Consider the following 23,023-nt stretch of genomic DNA (forward strand, 5'->3'; position numbering starts at 1 on the left):
CGAAAGGCGTTCCCAGCGTTTCGACGCCGGTCTCGGTCAGATCGGTGCGGCGACGACCGTGGGGGAGTCGACCAGCCGGGACAGGACGATCGTGCTGCGGGTAGATGTCACGAAGGCTTGGGCCCGCAGCCGCTCGAGGGCGTCCTCCAGATGCGCGATGTCCGCCGCGCGCAGGTGGACGAGCGCGTCGGCCTCGCCGGATACCGTGTACGCGCCGACAACCTCGGGGAGCCGCCGCACCGCCACCGCGATCTGCGTCGGCGTGGTGCGGCCGGCACAGAAGAGCTCGACGAACGCTTCCGTGGTCCAGCCCACCGCGGCGGGGTCGATGACGGCCGTGAATCCCCGGATCACGCCGCTGGCCCGCAGGCGGTCGACGCGGCGCTTGACCGCCGGTGCGGACAGGGAGACGCGGGCGCCGATGTCCGAATACGAAGCGCGGGCGTCGGCCACAAGTGACGCAATGATTCGCTGGTCTACGTCGTCGATCTGCAACGTTCCGCCTCTCCGACGCAAGATTTTCGGCTGTCACCGAACATGCAGCGTACCTACTCTTTGTGCGTGACCCAGCAGCGCATGCCGCGAAACCGGACATATCTCATGTGCCCGCCTGAGCACTATGAGGTGGCTTACGCGATCAACCCGTGGATGGACACCACCACACCGGTCGACACCGAGCTGGCGCTCAAGCAGTGGGAGCGGCTGCGTGAGACCCTCAGCGGCCTGGGGCACACGGTCCACGTGCTGGCGCCCGAGCCGTACCTGCCCGACATGGTGTACGCGGCCAACGGCGCCTTCACCGTCGACGGCGTGGCCTACGGGGCCCGCTTCAAGTACGCACAGCGCACCGCCGAGGCGAGCGCGCACCGGTCGTTCTACGAGGCGGGCGGCTGGCAGTTCCGCGCGCCTACGCAGACAAACGAGGGCGAGGGCGACTTCGCGTACCTGCCCGCGGCGTACGGCGGATTGATCCTCGCCGGCTACGGCTTCCGCACCGAGCCGGACGCGCACGCCGAGGCCCAGGACATGCTGCGCCGGCCGGCGGTCTCGCTGCACCTCGTCGACCCGCGCTTCTACCACCTCGACACCGCGCTGGCGGCGCTCGACGACCGCACGATCACGTACTACCCGGGTGCCTTCTCGGCCGGGTCGCAGCAGGTGCTGCGCCAGCTCTTCCCGGACGCGGTGCTTGCCGACGAGGCGGACGCGTACGCCTTCGGTCTCAACCTGGTCAGCGACGGCCGCAACGTGGTGCTCAACAGCGAGGCCATCGGCATGGCGCGCAAGGTCGAGGCGGCCGGCTACACACCGGTGCTGGTCGAGCTCTCCGAGCTGAAGAAGGGTGGCGGCAGCGTCAAGTGCTGCGTCGCTGAGCTGCGTCCCTGAGCCTGTGCGGGGGGCCGTCGCGCCGGCCTCCCGCACAGAACAACGCTTCTAGCCGAGCGTCGCGAGCTCGCTCAGCAGCACGTTCGACATGACCTGGCCGTCGGGCCGCACCTGCCGCAGGTACCAGCGCTGCTGCGGTGTGCGCGGCTGGTTGAACTGCCACGTCCCGCGCGGGCTGTCGATCTGGCCCACCCGGCCGAGCATCAGGTTGACCTGCTGCGCGGTGGGGCGCCCTCGGCACAGCCGGATGGCGCGGTCGAGCACCTGCGCCGCGTCGTAGGACGCCATGGCGGACGCCGAGGGCAGCAGGTCGTGCTCGCGCTGGTACGCCGTGGCGAAGAGGCGGTTGGCGGCGTTGTTGAGGTCGGCCGAGTAGTTCATGGCGGTGTAGATGCCCTGTGCCGCCTCGTCGCCCATGTCTTCGATGGCGGTGCCCTCGGTGAAGCCGCCGGGCGCGTAGACGGTCGCGTCGAGCCCCTCCGACCGGTACTGCTTCACGAACTCGACGGCGGCCGGCCCGGTGTAAAACGCATACACCACGTCTGCGCCGCTCGTCTTGAGCTGGCCGAGCGTCGGGCGGAAGAAGTCCTTGCCGGGTGCGGTGGTCGCCTGGGTCCAGAAGGTCTCGATGAGCCGCGCGTCGGTCGCGCCGAACGTCTGCCGGAACTTGTCCACCGCGTCCCGGCCTGTGTCGTCGGTGGGTGCGATCACGGCCACCCGCTGGCTGGCCGGCACGATGCCCGTCAGGTAGCCACCGAGCGCCTGGCTCGGGTCGCTGTCGACGAACGAGGCGGACCAGATGTACAGCACGCCCTGCAGGGTGCCGGGAACGCCGTTGGTGGCGAGGAGGGGCACCGTGGCGCCCTCGATCGTGTCTCGCATGCCGGCGAGCGAGGCGGAGTTGGCCACACCGGTGAGCGCGAGCGCGCCCTGCTGGAGCAGTGACTCGACGGCGGCCTTCGCGGACTTGGCGTCGGCACCCTCGTCGGCCGTCACCAGCTGGACGGGGTGGCCGCCGAGCCGGTTTTGGTTGAGCTGGAGGTAGAGCTGGAAGCCGTTGACGAGCTCGTCACCGATCACCTTCAGCGGGCCGGTCTGCGGCGCCACGAGTCCGATCCGGACCGGGTCGTCGCTGAGCTGTGGCTCGTTGTCGGCGCTCTCGTCGGAGGCGCACGCGGCCGCGAATCCGGCTGCGCCGAGCGCCGCGAAGAGTTTCAGCGCCTGCCGGCGGTCTATCTGGGGCACGGTCACCCTTTCCCGAGGTCGAGGGCCGGATCGCGGCCCACACGGCTGTCTACCCGGTTCGCGACGCTGCGTCAATGAAGCTTTTTCAACCTGGGACCCAGAGCGAGCGCTCCGGCACGCAGAGCGCCGCCCTACCGGACCAGGTTGATCAAGGGTGCATCGATTGCAGCGACCGCTTCACCACCGGCCAGGCCGTCGACTGGGGGTCGATAAGGGCGAAATGTTCTACGTCAGGTAGTTCGATAAGTGAAACATCCCCACCTTCGGCGCGTGCGGTCGCGGTGTACTTCCGGCTTATCTCCACCGGAACGTGGCGGTCGCGAGCGCCGTGAATGATCACACTCCGTGCACCCGGAGGCGTGCGGGCGGAAGGATCGGCCTCCGCGTACCGATCCGGCACATCGTTCGGCCCGCCGCCGAGCAGTGCGGCCACCGCGCCGCGGTCGAGATCGAGCCGGTGCGCCTCGGCCAGGTCGGCGACCGGGGCGAGGGCCACGACACCGAGCACGGGCGTGGGGCCGGCAAGCGCGTACCAGAGCGCCAGGTGGCCACCCGCCGAATGCCCGAGCAGCAGCGGCGGGGACCAGCCCAGCCCCATCAGCTGCGGCACAGCGGTGATGCCGGCCACGACATCGGCGAACGTGCCCGGCCAACCGCCGCCCGGCTGCCCGGTCCGCCGGTACTCCAGCTGGGCGACGGGGTAACCCGCCGCGGCCAGCTCGATGGCGAGTGGCGAGGTGTGTGATCGATCCCACTCCGACCGCCAGAAGCCGCCGTGCACCAGGATCACCAGGGGGCGTGCTTTGGCACCGGGTGGGGGCATCCGCACGTCAGCGATCTGGTCGGGATGGTCGCCATACCGCACTGTGGCGTCCGGCGGCGGGGTCTGTCGGTGGAGGACACCGCGGGGGTCGCTGGACATGCCGAGACGCTATCCCGACGCCGGACCCCGGAGTTGCCCCACCGGTGCCCGCCGGCCGAGGCACCTGAGCGAAGATGGACGGCATGACCGAAGCACCCCGCAATCCGGAAGAGCCCGGCCCTTCCCCGGGCACCGTCGTGGTGGTCGGTCCGGACGGACGTCCGGTCGGCACCGTCGATACCGACGCGGAGTCCGATGGCGAGGATCCGTCGCGACTGATCGAGCAGCCGGCAAAGGTCATGCGCATCGGCAGCATGATCAAGCAGCTCCTCGAAGAGGTGAAGGCCGCGCCGCTCGACGAGGCCAGCCGCAGCCGACTTCGCGAGATCCACAAGCGTTCGATCACCGAGCTCGAAGACGGCCTCGCGCCCGAGCTGCGCGACGAGCTGGAGCGCCTGTCGCTGCCCTTCGAAGAGGGCGTGACGCCGAGCGAGGGCGAGCTGCGGGTCGCGCAGGCGCAACTGGTCGGCTGGCTGGAGGGCCTCTTCCACGGCATCCAGGCCGCGCTGGTGGCCCAGCAGATGGCCGCCCGCCTGCAGCTGGAGCAGATGCGCGGCGGCCGTCCCGCACTGCCCGCGGTGCCCGGCGGCCTCATGCCCGGCATGCCCGGCGGCCAGCAGCCCCCGCAGCCGGGCGAAAGCGGCCGCACCGGCCAGTACCTCTAGGACCCACAAGAGCTTCGAGAGATCCGGGCTACCGCGACGTCCGCGGTGGTCCGGACCGTTGCTCCCGCGGCCTCACCCTCCGCGGTCGCACAACCAAACCCCGGTCACCACTAGGGCTGGCTCTCCAGTTCGAAGAGGTCCTCGAGGTACGCGGCGACCCCGTCCTCGTCGTTCGACAGCGTCACGTCGTCGGCGATCTCGCGGACGGCGGGGTGGGCGTTTCCGACGGCGACGGCGCGGCCGGCCCAGGTCAGCATCGGCACGTCGTTCGGCATGTCACCGAATGCCACCACTTCGGCCGGCTCGATGCCGTGCTGCTCGCAAAACCAGGCCAGCCCGGCCGCCTTCGTCACGCCCGCGGCCGAGATCTCGATCAGGCCGGAGTACGACGAGTGCGTCGCCTCCGCCAGCCCGCCGAGCGCCGCCGCCACGATCTGGACGAACGCGTCCGGGTCGCGGCGGCCGGCCCGGATGAGCAGCTTGACCGCCGGCACCGAGGCCACCTCCTCGGGCGTGGCGAGGACCCGGATCGACGGGTCTTCGGCGTCCCACAGCACCGGCCACTCGGCGTCGTGGCGCAGCTCACGCCCGTCCGCGACCTCGACCGCGAAGACCGCGCCGGGCACCTCGGCACGCAGCCGCTGGGTCACCTCGGCGAGCAGGTCAGGGGCGAGCGGATTGGCGCGCAGCACGCGGTCGGTGCCCGGGTCGTAGACGACGGCGCCGTTGGCGCAGATGGCCGGGAGCGGCTCGTGCAGCTGGTTGTACACCTGGCTGAGCCACCGCACCGGGCGGCCGGTGACCATCACGACAAGCGTGCCCCGCTTGGCGATCCGGGCCAGCACGTCGGCTGTGCGCGGGCTGATCGAGCGATCCTGCCGCACCAGCGTCCCGTCGAGATCCGTGGCGACCAGGCGCGGCAACTCTCCCATCAACGGGACAGTAGCCGATCGAGGTAGACCGCCACGCCGTCGTCGTCGTTGCGCAAGGTCACTTCGTCGGCGAGCAGGCGCACCGTCGGGTGGGCGTTGGAGACCGCGACGCGCCCCCAGCCGGCCCACTCGAACATCGGGATGTCGTTTGGCATGTCGCCGAAGACCAGCACCTCCGCCGGGTCGACGCCGAGCAGGTCGGCCACGACGGTGAGACCGGTGGCCTTGTCGACACCGGGCGGGCAGATCTCCACGAAGCCGAGGCCCGCCTGCGTCACCGACGCCTGGTCCGGCCGCACGATCTCGCGGGCGGTGGCCAGCAGCGTGTCGACGTCGTGGTCGACCGTGCGGGCGAACGCCTTGATCACGGTGCCGCTGAGGCAGTCGGCCCGGGAACGCTGCTCAAAGCGCTCCGGGTACCGCCAGAAGGGGTCGAAATCGCCCCACAGCGGCGAGTCCGGCCCGTCGAGCGCCTCGACCATCACGGTCAGCGGCCCGACCCTCGCCTCGATGTCGGTGATCAGCTTTGCCAGCACCTCGCCGGGGAGACGCTCGTCACGCAGGATCACCGGACCCGCCGGGTCGGTCTGGTCGATGACCCGCCCGCCGCCGGCCATCACCAGGTAGTCGGCCGCCCGGATGTCGTTGCGAGTCAGCTCGGCGAGCCGCGGCCCGCGCCCCGTCGCGCCCACGATCGGGATGCCGGCCCCCCGCACACGGTCGAGCACCTGGTGGGTGAACTCCGACACCGTGTCATCGCTGCGCACCAGCGTGCCGTCGAGGTCGGTGGCGATGAGTTTCGGCAGTCCCGGGCGCGGCATGGTCCCTCCTCACCCGGCCGGGACCGGGGGCGGTGACTCCGCTCCAGCACCGGCGGGGGAGCAACCGTACCTCACCGACCGCTACTCATCCATGACTTTCGTGCGACGCGGAGGTCACACGGGCTCTAACACGTCACGCCCACCCAGATAGGGCTGGAGCGCCTTGGGCACCCGCACCGAGCCGTCCGGCTGCTGGTGGTTTTCCAGGATCGGGATGAGCCAGCGGGTGGTGGCGAGCGTGCCGTTGAGCGTGGCGGCCGTCTGGGTCTTGCCGTCCTCGTCGCGGTAGCGGATGCCCAGGCGGCGGGCCTGGAACGTCGTGCAGTTCGACGTCGACGTCACCTCGCGGTACCGGCCCTGCGACGGCACCCACGCCTCGCAGTCGTACTTGCGGGCCGCGCTCGTGCCCAGGTCGCCGGCGGCCACGTCGATCACGCGGTACGGCACCTCGACCTTGGCCAGCATCTCCTCCTGCCACGCGAGCAGCCGCAGGTGCTCGTCGTGCGCCACCTCGGGCCGGCAGAAGCTGAACATCTCCACCTTGTCGAACTGGTGCACCCGCAGGATTCCGCGCACATCCTTGCCGTGCGACCCGGCCTCGCGGCGGAAGCAGGTCGACCAGCCGGCGTACCGCGTGGGCTGCTCCAGGTCGAGGATCTCGCCCGAGTGGTACGCCGCGAGCGGCGCCTCACTCGTGCCGACCAGGAAGAGGTCGTCCGCCTCCAGCCGGTAGACCTCACTGGCGTGCGCGCCGAGGAAGCCGGTGCCCTCCATCGACTCCGGCTTGAGCAGCACGGGCGGGATGGCGGGGGTGAAGCCGTACTCCACGGCCTGGGAGATCGCGAGCTGCAGCAGGCCGAGCTCCAGGAGCGCGCCCACGCCGGTGAGGAAGTAGAAACGGCTGCCGGAGACCTTCGCGCCGCGCTCCATGTCGATCGCGCGCAATGCCTCACCCAGCTCAAGGTGGTCACGCGGGCTGTCGAGGCTCGGCTTCTGCCCGACCTCGCGCAGCACCACGAAGTCGTCTTCGCCGCCCGCGGGCGCGCCATCCTCCACCACGTTGGGCACGGCCAACTGCGCCTGACGCAGTGCCTGCTCGGCTTGGGTGGCGGCAGCCTCGGCCGCCTTCACCTCGGCCGACAACTCCTTGGTACGTGTCAGGAGCGCGGCCTTTTCCTCGCCCTTGGCCTGCGAGACCTGCTTGCCCAGCGACTTCTGCTCGGCGCGCAGCACCTCGAAGGCCTGCACCGCCGCACGGCGCTCCTCGTCGGCGCGCAGCAGGTCATCGACAAGGGACTCGGACTCACCACGCGCTCGCTGGCTGGCACGGACAGCGTCGGGGTCGTCGCGGAGCAGGCGGAGGTCCATCACAGAACAAAAGCCTACGTGCTCGGAGCATCCCGTTTTCCGTCGGGCAGGCCCGCCTTGCCGTCCTGCATGGGCACGAACGGTGCCGTCGGCCCAACCGTGAGATCGGCCGGCGGCGGGAGGTCGCTGTCGAGATCGTCCGGCTCCGGTGCCGCCCTCGGCCGCCGCCACGGCCAATCCACCTCGGCCGCCTCTGCCTGCGCCGCCGGCTCGTCATCGCCAGCCGACGCGGACCGGACCGGCTGCGCGGGTGGCGGCGCCATGAGGCGGCCAGCCAGGAACAGCGCGAGCGCGAACCCGGCCACACCAAGGAACGCCATGGTCAGGCCCCGCCCGTACTCCAACTCCAGGGTGGGCCCCTGCGGCCCGACGAGGTAGGCCGACGGGATCGCGGCGCTCGTGCCGTCCAACCAGAAGGCCGCGCCGACCAGGAGCGCGCCGGTGACGCCGGCGGCGGACAGTCCGAGGATCCGCACCTGGTCGCGCATCGCCGGTCGCCCGAAAAGGACGAGGCCCGCGCAGGCCACAAGGGCGAATACCCCGATGAGGTACCCCGTCGCGTACGCACCCAGCTCCGGGAGGCCGGCCGAGATCGGCGGTGTCTGTCCGGGGCCGAAGAGGTCCGGCTGGGTGAAGGTGGTGACCTGCCACTCGCCGAGCAGCGACGCGAACACGGCGATCGCGCTCAGCCCGGCGAGGATGGGCACCATCCGCCAGTCCCGGCGTACGGCCGTGAAAACCTGCGACACCCGAGGGCGCTTGCGGACCGGCTCGTCGGCCCCGAACTCCACAACCGCCGGCTCGTCCAGCCGCGCGCCGATCTCCGCCTGTGGCTCCTGCGACATGGCTACAGGCTCTCTTTTTCCAGCGTGCTCAGCATGACCACCCGCGTCTCCGCATAGCGTGCCGCGTCGTCCGCATCACGCACCTCCTGCCTCAGCCCACACCCAGGATAGGCATCAGTTTTGCTGGGTGCGGACCGACAACAGGGCGCCACCGAGCGCCAACACCAGCGGCGCCGCGACGCCGTACCCCACTCCGGGGCCTCGTGCCGCGCGGACGTCGACCATCGCGAGGCCGCTGACCACCGTGTCCACCGACGCGCCGGCGGCCCGCGCCCGACCAGGCTGGCCAGGAGCATGCCGATCACGCTGACCGCGAGTGCCGCCACGCCCGCGCCCCGGGCCGCACCGCCGGTGGCCGCCGCGGCACCCGCGACCAGGCCGAGCACCGCGAAAAGGGCGAGCACGTACCACCAGCCGAGCTCGAGCTGAAAGACGGCTATACCACCGGAGTGGTCGAGGTCGCGCCCCTGCACCGGTACGTCCACCGCGAGGCGGAAGTGCGCCCACGGCATCGCGAGGGCCAGCAACGCCAGCACGAACCCGGCCACCACGAGTGCGCCGCCACCCACCAACGCCACCTTCCGGGTCATAGCCGGATCGTCGCATCGCGGTGCCGATTGGGCTAGCGTCGGGCTCATGCCTATCCGCACCGCATCTGCCCGCTGGCAGGGCAATCTCGCCGAGGGTTCCGGCACTATCCGCACCGGTAAGGGCGGATACGAGGGGAACTACTCGTTCAAGTCCCGCTTTGAAGAGGGCGAAGGGACCAACCCCGAGGAGCTCATCGGCGCCGCCCACGCCGGCTGCTTCTCGATGGCCTTCTCGAAGGGCCTCGCCGACGCCGGCTTCACCCCGGACTCGGTCGAGACGACCGCCAAGGTGCACCTCGACAAGACCGACGCCGGCATGACCGTCACCCGTATCGACCTGGAGACGGTCGGCCAGGTGCCGGGCATCGACGAGGCCGACTTCCTGAAGATCGCCGAGGGCGCCAAGGCAAACTGCCCGATCTCCCGGCTGCTCTCGCCCGGCGCCGAGATCACCCTCAACGCTCAGCTGGCCTGACCCTCCGTATTTTCCCCGGCGGCGCCGGCACTCCGGCGCCGTCGGTCACCCCTGTCGTTCGGGCAGAATGAGTGCTGTGCCCGTCGAGATGAGCCGGCAGCGGTTCGAAGAGCTGGTCAGCGAGGCCCTCGACGAGGTGCCCGAAGAGTTGCTCGGCCTGATGAGCAATGTGGTGATCCTGGTCGAAGACGAATCGCCGCCAGGCGAGCCCGACCTGCTCGGCGTCTACGAGGGGTACGCGCTCACCAGCCGAGGGTGGGACTACGGCGGCGTGCTGCCCGACCGCATCACGATTTACCGAAACCCGACGCTGCGCATCTGCGACACCGAGGACGACGTGGTCGAAGAGGTGGCCATCACGGTGGTACACGAGATCGCCCACCACTTCGGCATCGACGACGAGCGCTTGCACGAGCTCGGTTGGGGCTGAACGACCGAGATCCACTATTGCCTGCGCCGCCTACCCTCCCAGGCATGCGTAGCGCGCTGTTCTCCGCGGAGAACCTTGAGAAGGAGTCGGCGCAGCCCGGCATGCGGCTGCAGAACTCCAAGATGTTGAAGATTGAGCTCAACGGCGAGTGCATGGCCCGCACCGGCGCCATGGTCGCCTACCAGGGCCAGGTCCAGTTTCAGGCACTCGGCTCCGGCGGCATCAGCAAGTTTCTGAAGCAGAAGCTGACCGGCGAGGGCGTCCCGCTGATGAAGATGAGCGGCCACGGCGACGTCTTCCTCGCCGACCTCGCGTCGGACGTGCACCTCATCGACCTGGAGCCCGGTGACGCGCTGTCCATCAACGGATCGAGCGTGCTGGCCTTCGACTCCACCCTGCAGTACGACATCCGGATGGTGCAGGGCATGGGGATGCTCTCCGCCGCCGGCCTGTTCAACTGCGTCTTCAGCGGCCACGGCCGGATCGCGGTGACCACCAAGGGCACCCCTGTCGTGCTCAACGTGGACCAGCCCACCTTCGTCGACCCGCAGGCCGCGGTGTGCTGGTCGGCCAACCTGCAGACCGGCTACCACCGCGCCGAGCAGCTCGGCCTCGGCACGCTGCTGGGCCGGCGCACCGGTGAGGCGTTCACGATGAGCTTCGCGGGCCAGGGCTTCGTGGTGGTGCAGCCCTCCGAGGAGCCGCCGGTGCAAGGCAGCGGTCAGCAGCAGAGCGGCGGCCTGGGCGGCCTGCTCGGCGGCTAGCCTTTCAAACAGGGCCTAGCTGATCTCGCCCGCGCGGATGCGTGCCAACCACGCCGCCGCGTCGGCATAGTCCACATCGGAGAGTCCGGCCGGCGCGGGGACCGGCCGCTCGTCGTCAACCGCGCGATGCCTCGGGTACGAGCCGAGGAAGCGCACATCGGCGCAGACCCGGCGCAGCCCTTGCAGCGCCTCGCCGAGGCGGTCGTCGGAGACGTGTCCGGTGCAGTCGAGAAAGAACGCGTACCGCCCGAGGCGCTCGCCCGTGGGCCGGGACTCGATGCGGGTGAGGTTGATCCCCCGCACGGCCAGCTCCATGAGGACGGCGAGCAGCGCGCCCACCCGGTCGTGCGAGATGAAGACCGCGAGCGAGGTCACATCGTCGCCGGTCGCCTCGGGCGCCGAGGACGGCCGGGACACAAGCACGAAGCGGGTGACCGCGTCCGGGTGGTCGGAGATCTTCTCGGCGAGCAGGGTGAGCCGGTAACGGCTGGCACCGATCGGCGCGCAGATGGCCGCGTCGTACTCACCCTCGGCCGCGGCGATTGCGGCGGCCGAGTTGGAGAGCACGTCCACGACGGTGGCCTGCGGCAGGTGGGTGCGCAGCCAGCCCCGGCACTGCGCGGAGGCCTGCGGGTGCGCGGCGACCGTGCGGATCTGGTCGAACCCCACCGGCTCGCGCGCGCCGAGCACGAACTCGACCGGGATCACCACCTCCCGCGTGATAACCAGCGGCGGGCCGTCGATGAGCTCGTCGAGCGTGACGCCCACCGCGCCGCCGATCGAGTTTTCCAGCGGGACGAGCGCCGCATCGGCCTCTCCCGCACGGATCGCGTCGAGCGCCTCGGGGACGCTGCGCGCCGGCGTGCGGGTGCCGCGCGTGGCGGCGGGAAGGGTGAGCAGCGCCTGCTCGGTGAAGGTGGCCTCAGGACCGAGGAACACGAAGTGGGTGGGCGGCACGCCGGGCATGCCACCAGCCTAGTCGGGATGGTTTCGCTCGCAGGCCATGGTCACCAAGCTGGGCGAGGGCGTAACGATCTCTAGACCGTGCCGGGGGCCGGACCTGCCTCGCAGGCCACCTTGCGGATGCCGGCGGGCGCGCTGGTGCGGACCGGGATGTTGCAGACGTTGGTGCCGGCTGCCACGAGCGTCAGCGAGCCGGGTGCGCCGCGGGTCACGACCAGGAGCGGGTCGCGCTGTGCGACTTCGATCACGCTGTACTGCCAGGTGCCGGCGCAGAGCGGGGTGTCCGAACGCACCGTGGCCCGCGTGTTGCGGGGGAGTATGCCGGAGGAGCTTCGCAGCAGGGCCATCACCTGCGTGGCGCTCGGCTGGCCGTGGCACAGCACCGCGGCGGCCTCGCCGAAGGTCGGTGTCGCGCTGGGCCCGCCGATCGGTGGCAGGTCGGAGGCGACCGGCGGTGGGGAAGCGGTGGGTGGCGCGGTCGCCGGCGAGGGGACGACGCTGCCGGGCGGGTCACGCAGCTCGGGCGGGACGCCACAGCCGGCGGCCAGGGTGGCGATGGCGACAGCGGCGGCACCGGCGCGCGCGGCGACGGTGATCACGGCTGCACCGCTCCTGGCGGTGCGGGCGTGGGCAGGCACGCGGCTCCTCGAACATCAACCGGCGTCATTGGACGGCCGAGACGGCCGAGTCCATGGTAGGCGGATACGGCCGATTGGTGGAGATCGAGGGGCCCTCACACCTCGCAGAAGAAGGTGAGCGAGCCCGACACCTGGCCACCGTCGTGCAGTGGCGTGGCAATCGCGTCGACCGTCGCCGCTTCGCCCTCGACGCCCGACTGGACGCGGAGGAGGCCACGCGCCAGGCGGCCGGACGAGATGGCGAGCACCGGCGGGATCTTTTCGATCTCGACGTCGGGCAGCTCGGTGCGCGCCTGGGTGAAGTCGACGAGGCGGAGCGCACCCTCCACAAGGCTCTCACCGGTGGCGTCGCCCGGATTGCCCAGCCCGAGCAGCTGGCACGCCGACTCCGAGATAGCCACGATCGCCATCTCGACGTCGATGAGCATGCACGGCTCACCCGCCGCGGCGACGGTGTGCGCCCACAGCTCAAGGCTGCCAAGCTGCTCCGGCTGTATGGTCGCGCGAGCTTCCGGCACGAACGCTTCCGAAATGGAGAGTTCGACGTGCGCCACCCCGCGCCTCCAATACACTCCGCCGGCCAACCGCTACGCTAACCGGTTTCGACGCGAAGCGCCGACCCCGATCCTTCCGGCGGGTTTGTCCGGTACGGCTGGCTGGCACGCTACCGGCGAGCACCCCTCTTGTCAGCGGCCGTTCGGCCGTCCTCGTACCACCGGTAGTTGGCAGCCGACCGGTACGGAGCGTTGAGCCATGTGGACGGGTGGCGTGCAACCTGCGAGAGCTTTTCCGCCGTCGCGGGCGTGATTTTCTGCCCGCCGGCCACCAGAAGGCGGTCGAGCTCGCGGTGGGTGGCCACGAGACAGTCCTTGGGCAGCCCGTAGACGCTGATCTGGCCCGAGCCGACGAAGGTCAGCACGGGCGTGACCGGCACGGTGATGCCCACGGCGGCGGAGAGCGCCTTGGCCGCACGCTTGGCGTCACGGCGTGCCTCGGCGAAATACGCCGGGCGCTTGCCATTTATCTGCACCACGTCACCGGCGATCATCACGCGGGCGCGGCCGTGGTCGGCCACGGTGACGGCGAAGATGCCGCTCGGCCCGATCGCCAGGAAACCGGCCCGCTCGTCGCGCGCGCGGCCCTCAAGCTCAAGGAGAGCGGCGGGAGCGTCGGTGCGGGGCCAGTCGACCACATGCCACGCGGGGCCGAGGTGGTCCAGACGGGTGAGAGCGCGGGCACCGGCGGCTTCCACGCGTCGGGCGTCACGCTCGGCGCGGCGCCTGCGAGCCCACTCCAGTGGTGTTGGTCGAACCGCTTCGAGCAGCGCTGGCTGGCCATCACCTGACGGGGACTGGCCAGCGGGTGGTAGCGCCCGCTGCGGGGGGACAGCACGACGCGCAGGGAAGACGGTCATCGCGACCTCCGGCAAAAGGTCTCTCTAGTTGTGGTTTCACTACGGTACGTGGTTGAGCGGGTACTCAAGAAGGAGTGACCGGGGAGTGAGTGGGGATGAAAGCCGCATTCACGACCCGCCTCTTTTGTCAGATGGTGCTACCTGACTGACTACGCTGACCATTGTGGCCCATTACGTGGACAGCGAGGTTGGAAGACTCGTCACAGTGCTCCTCCACCGCCCCGGGCCTGAACTGGCGCGGTTGACCCCCCGAAACAGCGACTCGCTCCTCTTCGACGCGATCCCCTGGGTGGGCCGCGCGCAGGAGGAGCACGACGCCTTCGCGGGCGCCCTCCGCAACCGCGGCGTGGAGGTGCTCTACCTCAGCGCGCTGCTCTCCGAGACCCTCGCGGTCGGCGAGGCGCGGGCCGAGCTGACCGGCCTGGTGCTCGCCGACCCCCGGCTCGGCGACACCCTGCGCCGCCGCGTCTCCGACCACCTGACCTACCTGGACCCGGCGGGACTGTCCGATGTACTCATCGCCGGGCTCGCACACGAGGAGCTGCGCGGCCGCACCGACGGCCTGGTCTACGCCCTGATGGACCAGCACGAGTTCATCATCGACCCGCTGCCCAACCTCCTGTTCACCCGCGACTCGTCGGCCTGGGTGCGGGACCGGGCCGCGGTCAGCAGCCTCGCGATGCCGGCCCGCCGGCGGGAGACCACGCTCCTGCACACGATCTACCGGTACCACCCGCGCTTCGCCGGTACCGACTTCGTTTACGAGCCCACCCTCGAACCGGTGGAAGGCGGCGACGTCCTGCTGCTGGCGCCGGGGGTGATCGCGGTCGGCGTGGGGGAGCGGACCACACCGGCCGGCGCCGAGCGCCTGGCCCGCCGGATCTTCGCGGACGGGCTCGCCCACACGATCCTCGTGGTGCCGATCGCCCAGGAGCGGGCCACCATGCACCTCGACACCATCGTGACCATGGTGGACGTCGACGCGGTGCTGATGTACCCGAACGTGGCCGACGCGCTCGTGGCGTACACAGTGGTGGCCGGCGAGGACGGCGAGCCGCAGGTGGACGGCCCGGCGCCGTTTCTGCGGGCCGCGGCCGACGCGATGGACCTCGACGCGCTCCGGGTCATCGACACCGGGCTCGACCCGGTCACCGCCGAGCGGGAGCAGTGGGACGACGGCAACAACACCCTCGCCATCGAGCCGCGCCTGTGCGTCGCCTACGAGCGCAACGTCGAGACGAACGCCCAGCTCGAACGGGCGGGCATCGAGGTGATCCCGATCCCCGGCTCCGAGCTGGGCTCCGGCCGCGGTGGCCCGCGGTGCATGTCCTGCCCGATGGTCCGCGACCCGCTCAAAACCGGGGCGTGAGAGCCGGCGGGCCGGCAGCGCTCAGCGCAGGGTGAGCTGGCGGCCCAGCAGGCCCTGCTTGGCGCGGCGGGCGGCCGCGTCCAGCTGGCTGTCGTCGGCGAGCGCGTCGGCGTACCGCTTGGCGAAGTCAGCCACCGGCGCCTCCCACTCGGCCGCCTCCGGGTCGCGGGGGATGTCCCACACCGGCACGAGGCGGCCGTGGGCGCGGAACATGCCGGCGAACTTGGTGCCTTCACCCAGCAGCAGCTCACCCGTGCCGGCGAGCCGGGCGAGGGCGTTGAGAGCGGCGTCCTCGTCGTCCGGCAGCACCCAGCGCACGTGGCCCTTTTCCGGCACCCGGCACCAATACGCCGCCTTGGCCGCCGCCAGCCGCACGGTCGGGTAGATCGACGCGTTGGCCCGCTCCAGCGACGCCTTGACGTTCGGGTCCTCGGCCGCGTCGGCGTCCAGCCAGAACTCGAACGTGTCGTGCATGCTCACGTCGAGCGCGCCGTCGACCAGGATGTCCTGCAGGCGCGGGCCCTCGCCGGGCAGGGCCGGCACGGCGACCGTGCCACCCGGCTCGGTCTCCAGCGCGGAGAGCAGGGCCACCGCGAGGTCGCGGGAGATGTCGCCGGACTGCACGTGACGCTGGAGCCCGACGAAGACCCGACCGTCCGGCTTGGTCATCGCCGGCCACGCCATCGGCAGCACCGTGGCAAGGGTGACGGTCCGGTCGCCGTACTTTTCCACCAGCTCGGGAGTGAGCCGCAGGGGCGCCGACGCGGCGGGCACAAGCTCGCGCAGTGCGATCCACTCGGCCTCGTCGGCCAGGCCCTCGAAGGGGCGGGGCACGAAGACGTCACGCAGCTTCTGGCGCTTGGGAGCCGCCTCGGCGGACCGGGAGTTCTTCCGACGCTTACTCACTCTGCCTCCGGGTTCGCTCGCTCACAGCGCCCCAGCCTAGGCTCTACGCGCGCGACGTGGGGGCAAAGGCGCGTCCGATCACGGACTTTCCCGCCGTTCGTGGTCGAAAGTGCCCGACAGCTCCGCCCAGACGCTCTGCCCCAGGCCGTCGCGGTCGACGCCCCACCGGTCGGAGAGGGCGGCCACGATGCTCAGACCGCGCCCGTCGATGGCGTCGGTCGGGATCGCCCGGATGCGCGGCTGCTCGGCGGTCGCCCCGCCGTCGGTGACCCGCACCTCCACCGTGTCGTGCTCGATCCCCGCGTCGGCGGGGCGCAGGCGCCAGGCCACCCGGATCACGCCACCGGGCAGCGGGCTCGCGTGGCGCACCGCATTGCCCACCAGCTCGGCCAGCACGGCGACGGCATCGGCGAGGAGGGAGGGATGGACCGCGCCGCGAAGCTCGTTGGTGAGGCGTTGGCGAGCGATCCTCGCTCCACGTGGGTGGTGCGGGATGACTACACACCAGGCCCGCTCGGCCAGTGCCATCGAGACCATCGTGCCTCCTGCCCTCACCTATCCGCGCGGGAGTCGCACCTCTGCGACGGTACCGCCCCCTTGCGAGGACGGAGGGAGACCCACCCGTTTTGCCGCTCAACAATCCTTCTAACGAGATAGAGGCCCAAACCGGTCCCTGGATACCTCCTCCGGTCTCCTTGCTCACCCTGCCAGAACCGGTCGAACGCCCGCTCGACGTGCTCCGGTCGTACCCCGATGCCGCGGTCGCTAACCCGGAAGACCACCGTGCGCTCCTCCGCCTCGGCGGTGACCTCCACGACGGTGCCGGGATTCGAGTACTTTTCCGCGTTGGTCGCCAGCTCGGTGAGCACGGTGGTCATGCTCGCCCGGTCGCCGAACGCCTTCGGCAGGTCGTCGGGAAGATCCAAGGTGAGGCGCCGGCGCAGGTCCGCGGGGAGCGTGACCGCCGCCGTGCGGAGCGCATCCACGAGGTCGAACGGGGTGGGCGGCGCGCCGCCGACCTGACCGCCGTCGTTGGCCGCCGAGAGGAGGCGGTCGACGAGGCGGGCCAGCTCGCCCGCCCGCAGCCCGATCACGCGGGCCGCCTCAAGCCGGTCGAGCTCCGAGAGCGAGCTCCAGTGGTTACTCAGCGTGTCGGCGTATCCCTTGATGACGGTGACCGGCGTGCGCAGCTCGTGGCTGGTCACCGCGACGAATAGGTCGCGATCGTGGTCGCGCCGGTATTGGTCCGTGGTGTCACGGAAGGTGACGACGCGTGACTCATACGCCCCCGGGAGCTCGCCAGCGGTGACCTTCAGCCAGCGGCCGTCGTCGAACCGGTGGTCGAGCACCTGGCCGGGTGCGGGCACGGGGAACGGAAGCCGCTCGCCGAGCATCTTGTCCGCCGGGAGGCCGGTGACCTGCTCGGCCGCCGGGTTCCACAAGCGGATGCGCAGGTCGCGGTCGACCACCGCGAGGCCGTCGGCGAGCGCGGCCACCACCGGCCCGTCGCCGTGGACGGGGAGGCCGGCCTGGTCGCTGTACAGATGGGCGATGCAGCTGGACAGGTAGGACATGAGCGAGTGGTGCTCGGCGGTGGCGGTGCCGGTGGCATCCGCGAAGTACGCAAACAGGCTGCCGATCGTCGCGCCGCCGATGTCGGTGCGCGCGTGCATCGCCCGGTGCAGGCCGCGGCCGCGCAGCTGGTGGGCGAAGCCGGCCTCGAACCCGTCGGCCGACAGCTCGCTGCTCTGCGGCCCGGCCAGCAGCCGCACGTTTGCCGGGGCGCCGGGGTCGACCGGGCGCCCGAGCGTCCAGTCGGTGGCGCCGCTCGCGGCGATGACGCGGCCGCCAGTTGGCCCGTACTCCACGAAGGTCATGCCGTCGGCGTGCAGCGCGCGCTGACCCAGGCCCAGCAGGTGGCCGACCACCGGCAGGCCGGAGACCCCGGAGTTGGCCATCTCGATGACGACGGCCTGTCCGGCGATCAGAGCGGCGTAGTCAGGACGCTCCGGCATGCCCCGAGTCTGCCCTGTGGGACTCCCATTTCGCTATCACCGCGCTTTCCCTATCCCACACGGTGTCCGTCCCGCTTTGTTGCGTGATGGGCTGTTCACAGAACGCGGCCGGGCTTGCCGTCCTCGCTGACCAGCTCACGGCCCGTGGCAGCCCAGTCCTGCATTCCGCCCTCGAGGTTGCTCACGTTTTCCCAGCCGTTGCCGAGCAGATATGCCACCACCTGCCCGGAACGCCCTCCCGAGCGGCACACCACGACGATGTCGCTCTCGGTGGGCAGCTCGGCGAGGCGGGCGGGAATGTCCATCATGGGCACGTGGTGGGCGCCGGGCGCGTGGCCGGCCTCCCACTCGTCGGGCTCACGCACGTCGAGCAGGTATGCGTTGGCGGGGATCTCCGCCGTGGTCACCGTAGGAATGTGAGGTCCGAACACACGGCCCACTGTAGCTAGAGTTTGTTGATCCACTTGGGGTTGGCGGTTGCCCATGAGGCGACATCCGCCTGTGAGAGGGCCGCGAAGAGGCCGGGCGCAGGGTCGTCGACCAGGGCGTATGAGGTGCCGCCGAGCATTTCGGCGTGCGCCGGGACCTGGAGTCCCACGAGGTCGCCGGCGCGCAGGCCACGCAGGGCGAAGACCAGATCCTGCAGCGGTACGCCGTTGGTGTCCACGGTCAGCGACGAGCCGACGGCCCGCACCAGCTGATCCAGCTTGAACGGGTTGGTGACCAGACCGTCGTCGGACGCCTTCACCATGATGGCCTTCAAGAGCTGCTGGTGGTGCCGCTGGCGGTCGAAGTCGCCGGCCGGCAGGTCGTACCGCTGGCGGGCGTAGTCGAGCGCCACAGCGCCGCTCATCTGCTGGCAACCAAGGTTGAACTGGTGGCCGGTGTGGATCGAGCGGGTACGGGTGTCCACGCACATCGTCACCCCGCCGAGCAGGTCCACCACCCGCCGGAAGCCGGAGAAGTCGATGATTGCCGCCCCGTCGAAGCTGACGCCGGTGAGCTGCGTGATCGTGGCGGAGAGCAGCGGCGCCCGCCCGTACGAGAAAGCCGCATTGATCTTGTCGGTGCCGTGGCCGGGGATCTCCACCCGCAGGTCGCGCGGGATGGAGACGAGGTACGCCTGCCCGAACCCGGCCGGGATGTGCGCTATGACGATCGTGTCCGCGCGCTGGCCGCCCTCCGGGTCGTTGGCGCGGAGGTCAGAGCCGATGAGCAGGTAGTTGAGTGGCCCGCTCACGGCCGTGCGGCGCTGGCGGGCCGCCTCGTCGAGCAGATGTTCCTGGCTGACCGAGCGCTCGTAGCGCGACACGAGCACCCGCAGCCCCACGATCCCGACCGCGGAGACGAGCATGAGCGCGAGCCCGATGCCGAGGACGACCTTGGCCCAGCGTGGGGCGCGCGGCCGGTCCGGTGGGTCGGGCGCCGCGGCTTCCTGCTCGATCGTGGACGTCGCTCCTCCAGACCCGGCGGCGGTCTTCGTACGACCAGGCTAGGTCCGATTTGCGGAGAGAGTGACGATTCTTCGAATACCGCGGGCGCTAGGTCTTCGCGATGAACTGGGGGTTGCTGATCACGAACTCGGCCAGGCGGCCGTCGCGGACGGCGCCGAGCATCTGCATCGACTCCTCGCTGAGCTGCTCAAACTCCTGACCGTTTACCTTCTGCGTGTTGAACTTGCCGGCATTCGTCTTGATCAGCACCAGGTCGTTAGCCGCCACGCCGCGGAGCGTGAAGATGAAGTCTTCGACCGGGATGCCCTGGGTGTCCAGCACGAAGGCCTTGCCCGCCGCCTTGATGACGTTGTTGAGCTTGATCGGGTTGGTGATCACGCCCTTGCTCGTCGCCTCCTTGGCGATGGCCTTGATGAGCTGCTGCTGGTGGCGCTGGCGGCCGTAGTCGCCGTCGGACAGGCTCTTGCGGATGCGGGCGTAGTCGAGGGCCAGCTGGGCGGACATACGGCGGCAGCCCTTTTCGTGGACCACCGGCTTGGCGCCCGGGGGCAGGTCCTGGATGCCGACACCCTCCTTGTACCAAAGCTTGTAGATCTTGCCCTTTTTGTCGATGCCCAGGTGGATCGACTCGGCGCGCTCGTCGACGCACATGTTGACGCCGCCCAGCGTCTTGACCACGGCCTCGAAGCCGGCGAAGTCGATGATCGCGGCACCGTTGAACTTGATGCCGGTGAGCGTGTGGATGGTCTGCGCGAGCGAGTCGACGCCGCGGGCACGCTTTTCCAGCTCGGTGCCGCCGCCCTGGTACCCCTTGCTGAACGCGCCGTTGATCTTTTCCGTTGTCGCGCCCGCGCCGGTCTTGGGGTAGGCCGGGATCTGCACCCGCCAGTCACGCGGGATGGAGACGAGGTACGCCTGGTCGTGGCTCGGCGGGATGTGCAGCACGACGATCGTGTCGGCGAGCACTGCCGTCTCCGAGCTGCCCTTTGGCCGCGCGTCGATGCCGACGAGCAGGAGGTTGACCGCGCCCTTGATGTTGTTGCCACTCGGCCCGGCGGCCGCCGCGGCGCCACCGAGCAGGTTGGTGGTCTCGATGTTGGAGGTGGCGTTGCCGATGACCACGCGGGCGCCGACGATCGCGGTGCCGCTGAGCATCATGAGGACCGCGCCGAAGATGACCGTCAGCCGTGCCCACAATGGGTCCCGCCGGCGTTTACGCGGGGTGCTGACGTCCATCCCGGGGCGCCTTTGGCCGCGCTCCACCTGCATTCTTGGGTCCGATCGCCGGGGGTCAGGTCCAGCGGGCAAGATACAGCCACTGGAGGGATAGAAGGTTAACAGCAGATGGCGTAGCCGGAAACATCCGGCTACGCCACCGAAGGTTGTCGATCAACTACCCTGCTTGGGGGCCGGCGAGGCATTGGCCGCCGCCCACTCCTCCATCTTGTCAGCGGCCATCGCCTGGTACATGGCCAGGGCTTTCTCCTTGTCGGAGATCACCACCGACTCGCCGTTGATGGTGTCGCTGCCCTTGTGCGGGCTGGTGAAGAACTGGAGGCTCTCACCCCGCAGGCTGCGGAACTGCAGCGCCATGTCGACCAGCGAGAAGCCCTCGTCGACGGTCACCGCGTCGGTCGTCGCCTTGAGGAACGAGTTGAGCTTCTTCGGGTTGGTCAGCGTGCCCGTGCTCGCCGCCTTGTCCATCAGCGCCTTCAGGAACTCCTGCTGGTGCCGCACCCGGGCGAAGTCGCCGTCCGGGAACTGCTTGCGCTGGCGGACCCAGTCGAGGGCCTGGTCGCCGTTCATGTGCTGCACGCCCTTGTGGAAGGTCCGGTAGGGCTTGTGGATCGAGGTGATGGTGCGCTCCACGTTGAGGTCGACGCCGCCGAGCGCGTCGGTGACCTCCTTGAAGCCGCCGAAGTCGATCGCCATCACGTGGTCGATGTGCACGTCGCTGAAGCACTCCACCGTGCGTACCGCCAGCGGGAGGCCGCCGAACGCGAAGGCCGCGTTGATCTTTCCGCGCTGGCCGCTCCCGCACTCGGCGCCCGCGTCCTGCGGGATGGGCACGTAGAGGTCGCGGGGGATGGAGACCAGGTACGCCTTGTCGTGGCTGGCCGGGATGTGCATCAGGATGATCGTGTCGGCACGCCACTCGCTGCCGGTGTCGACCTTGGCGTCCGGGTCGCGGGAGTCGCTGCCCACCATCAGGATGTTGAGCGTGCCGTCGACCGTCTTGGCCGGCCGGCCGCCGGTGATCTCCGAGAACGGGTCGGTGCGAGCCAGGTCGTCATCGAGGCCGTTGACGTACGCCCACAGGCCCAGGCCGCCGAGCAGGCCGAGCACGAGGACCGCGATGCCCGCCACGAGTGCGATGCGCCCCCAGCGGGGACGCAGGCGCGGCCGCCGGCCGCCCGGGTAAACCGGACCACCCGGACCGCCGGGCCCACCCGGGCCGCCAGGCCCCCGGCCGCCGGAACCCGCCGAGCGCACCGGTGGCCGCCCGGGGGCAGCCGTGCCGGGCACGTGGGCACGGCCGGAGATTCGTCCCGAATCGGGCTGTTTCATGCCCGGTACGGACGCCCGGCCGGAGCTGCCGCCGTAGGAAGACCTGGTCGCTGTCATGTAACTCAGGGTAGGTCGGGAATGCCCGTCCGCCTTTCAGCCAACGCCGAGGCGGCACAAACCCGGGAGTCTCATCCGACCCGCTGGGCGCTGACCTTGCCTACTCGCTGGGTGAAATGCTCGATCGTGCGGCGCAGACCCTCCTCGACCCCCACCTTGGGGGTGAAGCCGAGGCGCGTGCGGGCGAGGGTGAGGTCGGGGCGGCGCATCTCCGGGTCGTCGGCGGTGCGCGGCAGGTACGCGATCACGGACTCGCTCTGGGTCAGCCGGATGATCAGCTCGGCCAGCTCGCGCATCGAGAACTCGTCCTCGGTGCCGCAGTTGATCGGCCCCGTCTCGGTCGAGTCGAGCAGCAGCAGGATGCCGTTGACAAGATCGTCGACGTAGCAGATGGAACGGGTCTGCGTGCCGCTGCCGTGCAGCGTGATCGGCTCCCCGCGCAGCGCCTGGGTGATGAACGTCGGCACCGCCCGCCCGTCGTCCGGGCGCATCCGCGGTCCGTAGGTGTTGAAGATGCGCACGATGCCCACGTCGAGCCCGTGGTGCCGCTGGTACGCCATCGTGGCGGCCTCGGCGAAGCGCTTGGACTCGTCGTACACACTCCGGACGCCGACCGGGTTGACGTTGCCCCAGTACGACTCGGGCTGCGGGTGCACCTTCGGGTCGCCATACGCCTCGGAGGTGGAGGCGAGGATGAACCGGGCACCGTCCTTGAGCGCGCGGTCGAGCAGAAACAGCGTGGCCTGTGAGCCGACCCGCAGGATCTCGATCGGGAGCGTGGTGAAGTCGGTCGGGCTGGCCGGCGAGGCCATGTGCAGGATCGCGTCGAAGCGCTGGGCGATGGCCGGATGGTGATCCGGAAGCCCGTCGGCCACGTCGGCCTCGACAAGCGTGAAGCCGGGGTGCTCGGCCAGGTGGGCCACGTTGTCCTTGGTCCCGGTCACGAAGTTGTCGACGGCCACCACCGCGCACCCGCGCGCCAGCAGCGCGTCAACGAGGTGCGACGGGACAAATCCCGCACCCCCGGTGACGAGGACGCGGTGACCTGCTCCGAATCGCGGGACTACGACCATGAGCGCAAGCCTACCGATTGATACCCACCGCCTTGTCCCTACGTACCCCGCCATGGCCAGCGAGAACCTGGAGGCCCGCTCGAACCGGGTACGGACCGGGCAAGACGGGACGGACCCGCGCGG

General features: G+C 70.3%; 25 protein-coding genes and 1 pseudogene. 6 read left to right on the forward strand and 20 right to left on the reverse strand.

The annotated features are described in order from the left end of the window. Nucleotides 1–36: 36 nt before the first annotated feature. Nucleotides 37–495, reverse strand: coding sequence for an Lrp/AsnC family transcriptional regulator (locus Phou_RS19985; protein ID WP_173057415.1), 459 nt, complete (start codon nucleotides 493–495; stop codon nucleotides 37–39). A 42-nt stretch (nucleotides 496–537) separates the two neighbouring features. Between Phou_RS19985 and ddaH the strand changes: the two genes are divergently transcribed. Continuing rightward, on the forward strand, nucleotides 538–1,386 hold the full coding sequence (gene ddaH / locus Phou_RS19990) for a dimethylargininase (RefSeq protein WP_345512266.1): 849 nt from the start codon (nucleotides 538–540) through the stop codon (nucleotides 1,384–1,386). Between the two features lie 48 nt (nucleotides 1,387–1,434). Here the strand turns inward: ddaH and Phou_RS19995 are convergent, their stop codons facing one another. Together Phou_RS19995 and Phou_RS20000 are read right to left on the reverse strand one after the other, a co-directional pair. Further along, nucleotides 1,435–2,631: an ABC transporter substrate-binding protein gene (locus Phou_RS19995; RefSeq protein WP_173057416.1), complete on the reverse strand. Its 1,197-nt coding sequence runs from the start codon at nucleotides 2,629–2,631 to the stop codon at nucleotides 1,435–1,437. Between the two features lie 148 nt (nucleotides 2,632–2,779). Next, nucleotides 2,780–3,553, reverse strand: a complete 774-nt coding sequence (locus tag Phou_RS20000; RefSeq protein ID WP_173057417.1) for an alpha/beta hydrolase family protein — start codon at nucleotides 3,551–3,553, stop codon at nucleotides 2,780–2,782. A gap of 74 nt (nucleotides 3,554–3,627) precedes the next feature. Between Phou_RS20000 and Phou_RS20005 the strand changes: the two genes are divergently transcribed. After that, nucleotides 3,628–4,218 (forward strand): bacterial proteasome activator family protein, encoded by a 591-nt coding sequence (locus tag Phou_RS20005; RefSeq protein WP_246273630.1) that lies wholly within the window; start codon nucleotides 3,628–3,630, stop codon nucleotides 4,216–4,218. 110 nt (nucleotides 4,219–4,328) lie between these two features. Here the strand turns inward: Phou_RS20005 and Phou_RS20010 are convergent, their stop codons facing one another. From Phou_RS20010 to Phou_RS20030, 5 genes are all read right to left on the reverse strand, one after another. Further along, on the reverse strand, nucleotides 4,329–5,150 hold the full coding sequence (locus Phou_RS20010) for an HAD family hydrolase (RefSeq protein ID WP_173057418.1): 822 nt from the start codon (nucleotides 5,148–5,150) through the stop codon (nucleotides 4,329–4,331). Next, entirely contained in the window at nucleotides 5,150–5,971 is an 822-nt protein-coding gene (locus Phou_RS20015) for an HAD family hydrolase (protein ID WP_173057419.1), read from the reverse strand. Before Phou_RS20015 ends, Phou_RS20010 begins: the two co-directional genes overlap by 1 nt. 114 nt (nucleotides 5,972–6,085) lie before the next feature. Further along, nucleotides 6,086–7,342: a serine--tRNA ligase gene (gene serS / locus Phou_RS20020; RefSeq protein ID WP_173057420.1), complete on the reverse strand. Its 1,257-nt coding sequence runs from the start codon at nucleotides 7,340–7,342 to the stop codon at nucleotides 6,086–6,088. An 11-nt stretch (nucleotides 7,343–7,353) separates the two neighbouring features. Continuing rightward, on the reverse strand, nucleotides 7,354–8,184 hold the full coding sequence (locus tag Phou_RS20025; protein WP_173057421.1) for a hypothetical protein: 831 nt from the start codon (nucleotides 8,182–8,184) through the stop codon (nucleotides 7,354–7,356). 2 nt (nucleotides 8,185–8,186) lie between these two features. Next, a complete protein-coding gene (locus Phou_RS20030) occupies nucleotides 8,187–8,774 on the reverse strand; it encodes a hypothetical protein (protein WP_173057422.1) in 588 nt (195 codons plus the stop codon). A 46-nt stretch (nucleotides 8,775–8,820) separates the two neighbouring features. Here Phou_RS20030 and Phou_RS20035 point away from each other — a divergent pair, with 46 nt between their 5' ends. The 3 genes from Phou_RS20035 to Phou_RS20045 all read left to right on the forward strand — a co-directional run bounded on the left by Phou_RS20035 (nucleotide 8,821) and on the right by Phou_RS20045 (nucleotide 10,443). Next, entirely contained in the window at nucleotides 8,821–9,249 is a 429-nt protein-coding gene (locus Phou_RS20035; RefSeq protein ID WP_173057423.1) for an OsmC family protein, read from the forward strand. Between the two features lie 67 nt (nucleotides 9,250–9,316). Beyond that, on the forward strand, nucleotides 9,317–9,679 hold the full coding sequence (locus tag Phou_RS20040) for a metallopeptidase family protein (RefSeq protein WP_173057424.1): 363 nt from the start codon (nucleotides 9,317–9,319) through the stop codon (nucleotides 9,677–9,679). Nucleotides 9,680–9,723: 44 nt separating this feature from the next. Next, nucleotides 9,724–10,443, forward strand: a complete 720-nt coding sequence (locus tag Phou_RS20045; protein WP_173057425.1) for an AIM24 family protein — start codon at nucleotides 9,724–9,726, stop codon at nucleotides 10,441–10,443. 15 nt (nucleotides 10,444–10,458) lie between these two features. Here Phou_RS20045 and pheA read toward each other — a convergent pair whose 3' ends face one another. The 4 genes from pheA to Phou_RS20065 form a co-directional block, all read right to left on the reverse strand. Continuing rightward, entirely contained in the window at nucleotides 10,459–11,409 is a 951-nt protein-coding gene (pheA, locus tag Phou_RS20050) for a prephenate dehydratase (RefSeq protein ID WP_173057426.1), read from the reverse strand. A gap of 71 nt (nucleotides 11,410–11,480) precedes the next feature. Then, nucleotides 11,481–12,005, reverse strand: a complete 525-nt coding sequence (locus tag Phou_RS20055) for a hypothetical protein (RefSeq protein WP_173057427.1) — start codon at nucleotides 12,003–12,005, stop codon at nucleotides 11,481–11,483. Nucleotides 12,006–12,139: 134 nt separating this feature from the next. After that, the gene (locus tag Phou_RS20060; protein ID WP_173057428.1) at nucleotides 12,140–12,598 is read right to left on the reverse strand and encodes a hypothetical protein; all 459 of its coding nucleotides are present in this window, start codon (nucleotides 12,596–12,598) and stop codon (nucleotides 12,140–12,142) included. 110 nt (nucleotides 12,599–12,708) lie between these two features. Next, a complete protein-coding gene (locus Phou_RS20065) occupies nucleotides 12,709–13,458 on the reverse strand; it encodes a hypothetical protein (protein WP_173057429.1) in 750 nt (249 codons plus the stop codon). Between the two features lie 160 nt (nucleotides 13,459–13,618). On the opposite strand from Phou_RS20065, the gene Phou_RS20070 reads away from it, so the two are divergent. Next, the gene (locus Phou_RS20070; protein WP_173058617.1) at nucleotides 13,619–14,827 is read left to right on the forward strand and encodes an arginine deiminase; all 1,209 of its coding nucleotides are present in this window, start codon (nucleotides 13,619–13,621) and stop codon (nucleotides 14,825–14,827) included. Nucleotides 14,828–14,848: 21 nt separating this feature from the next. Here the strand turns inward: Phou_RS20070 and Phou_RS20075 are convergent, their stop codons facing one another. The 8 genes and pseudogenes from Phou_RS20075 to Phou_RS20110 form a co-directional block, all read right to left on the reverse strand. Then, nucleotides 14,849–15,733 (reverse strand): DUF5926 family protein, encoded by an 885-nt coding sequence (locus tag Phou_RS20075; protein WP_173057430.1) that lies wholly within the window; start codon nucleotides 15,731–15,733, stop codon nucleotides 14,849–14,851. A 78-nt stretch (nucleotides 15,734–15,811) separates the two neighbouring features. Next, the gene (locus Phou_RS20080) at nucleotides 15,812–16,270 is read right to left on the reverse strand and encodes an ATP-binding protein (protein ID WP_173057431.1); all 459 of its coding nucleotides are present in this window, start codon (nucleotides 16,268–16,270) and stop codon (nucleotides 15,812–15,814) included. Nucleotides 16,271–16,288: 18 nt separating this feature from the next. Continuing rightward, nucleotides 16,289–17,748, reverse strand: a pseudogene (locus tag Phou_RS20085) (sensor histidine kinase). Between the two features lie 95 nt (nucleotides 17,749–17,843). Beyond that, nucleotides 17,844–18,179 carry a rhodanese-like domain-containing protein gene (locus tag Phou_RS20090; RefSeq protein WP_173057432.1) on the reverse strand — a complete coding sequence of 112 codons (336 nt, stop codon included), beginning with the start codon at nucleotides 18,177–18,179 and terminating at the stop codon, nucleotides 17,844–17,846. Nucleotides 18,180–18,193: 14 nt separating this feature from the next. After that, nucleotides 18,194–19,102, reverse strand: coding sequence for an LCP family protein (locus tag Phou_RS20095; RefSeq protein ID WP_173057433.1), 909 nt, complete (start codon nucleotides 19,100–19,102; stop codon nucleotides 18,194–18,196). Between the two features lie 187 nt (nucleotides 19,103–19,289). Beyond that, nucleotides 19,290–20,438, reverse strand: coding sequence for an LCP family protein (locus tag Phou_RS20100; protein WP_246273631.1), 1,149 nt, complete (start codon nucleotides 20,436–20,438; stop codon nucleotides 19,290–19,292). 153 nt (nucleotides 20,439–20,591) lie between these two features. Then, the gene (locus tag Phou_RS20105; RefSeq protein WP_173057434.1) at nucleotides 20,592–21,827 is read right to left on the reverse strand and encodes an LCP family protein; all 1,236 of its coding nucleotides are present in this window, start codon (nucleotides 21,825–21,827) and stop codon (nucleotides 20,592–20,594) included. 71 nt (nucleotides 21,828–21,898) lie between these two features. Then, nucleotides 21,899–22,900 (reverse strand): UDP-glucuronic acid decarboxylase family protein, encoded by a 1,002-nt coding sequence (locus Phou_RS20110; RefSeq protein WP_173057435.1) that lies wholly within the window; start codon nucleotides 22,898–22,900, stop codon nucleotides 21,899–21,901. Nucleotides 22,901–23,023: the final 123 nt, after the last annotated feature.

The sequence above is a fragment of the Phytohabitans houttuyneae genome, from assembly GCF_011764425.1.
Lineage (GTDB): Bacteria > Actinomycetota > Actinomycetes > Mycobacteriales > Micromonosporaceae > Phytohabitans > Phytohabitans houttuyneae.

Excerpts from the sequence above, each read along its gene's own strand:
- ddaH (WP_345512266.1), top strand. The coding sequence starts at position 538 with ATGCAGCGTACCTACTCTTTGTGCGTGACCCAGCAGCGCATGCCGCGA.
- Phou_RS20000 (WP_173057417.1), bottom strand. The coding sequence starts at position 3,553 with ATGTCCAGCGACCCCCGCGGTGTCCTCCACCGACAGACCCCGCCGCCG.
- Phou_RS20005 (WP_246273630.1), top strand. The coding sequence starts at position 3,628 with ATGGACGGCATGACCGAAGCACCCCGCAATCCGGAAGAGCCCGGCCCT.
- Phou_RS20010 (WP_173057418.1), bottom strand. The coding sequence starts at position 5,150 with ATGGGAGAGTTGCCGCGCCTGGTCGCCACGGATCTCGACGGGACGCTG.
- Phou_RS20015 (WP_173057419.1), bottom strand. The coding sequence starts at position 5,971 with ATGCCGCGCCCGGGACTGCCGAAACTCATCGCCACCGACCTCGACGGC.
- Phou_RS20025 (WP_173057421.1), bottom strand. The coding sequence starts at position 8,184 with ATGTCGCAGGAGCCACAGGCGGAGATCGGCGCGCGGCTGGACGAGCCG.
- Phou_RS20030 (WP_173057422.1), bottom strand. The coding sequence starts at position 8,774 with ATGACCCGGAAGGTGGCGTTGGTGGGTGGCGGCGCACTCGTGGTGGCC.
- Phou_RS20035 (WP_173057423.1), top strand. The coding sequence starts at position 8,821 with ATGCCTATCCGCACCGCATCTGCCCGCTGGCAGGGCAATCTCGCCGAG.
- Phou_RS20040 (WP_173057424.1), top strand. The coding sequence starts at position 9,317 with ATGAGTGCTGTGCCCGTCGAGATGAGCCGGCAGCGGTTCGAAGAGCTG.
- Phou_RS20045 (WP_173057425.1), top strand. The coding sequence starts at position 9,724 with ATGCGTAGCGCGCTGTTCTCCGCGGAGAACCTTGAGAAGGAGTCGGCG.
- pheA (WP_173057426.1), bottom strand. The coding sequence starts at position 11,409 with ATGCCCGGCGTGCCGCCCACCCACTTCGTGTTCCTCGGTCCTGAGGCC.
- Phou_RS20065 (WP_173057429.1), bottom strand. The coding sequence starts at position 13,458 with ATGACCGTCTTCCCTGCGCGTCGTGCTGTCCCCCCGCAGCGGGCGCTA.
- Phou_RS20080 (WP_173057431.1), bottom strand. The coding sequence starts at position 16,270 with ATGGTCTCGATGGCACTGGCCGAGCGGGCCTGGTGTGTAGTCATCCCG.
- Phou_RS20095 (WP_173057433.1), bottom strand. The coding sequence starts at position 19,102 with ATGCTCGTCTCCGCGGTCGGGATCGTGGGGCTGCGGGTGCTCGTGTCG.
- Phou_RS20100 (WP_246273631.1), bottom strand. The coding sequence starts at position 20,438 with ATGGACGTCAGCACCCCGCGTAAACGCCGGCGGGACCCATTGTGGGCA.
- Phou_RS20105 (WP_173057434.1), bottom strand. The coding sequence starts at position 21,827 with ATGACAGCGACCAGGTCTTCCTACGGCGGCAGCTCCGGCCGGGCGTCC.
- Phou_RS20110 (WP_173057435.1), bottom strand. The coding sequence starts at position 22,900 with ATGGTCGTAGTCCCGCGATTCGGAGCAGGTCACCGCGTCCTCGTCACC.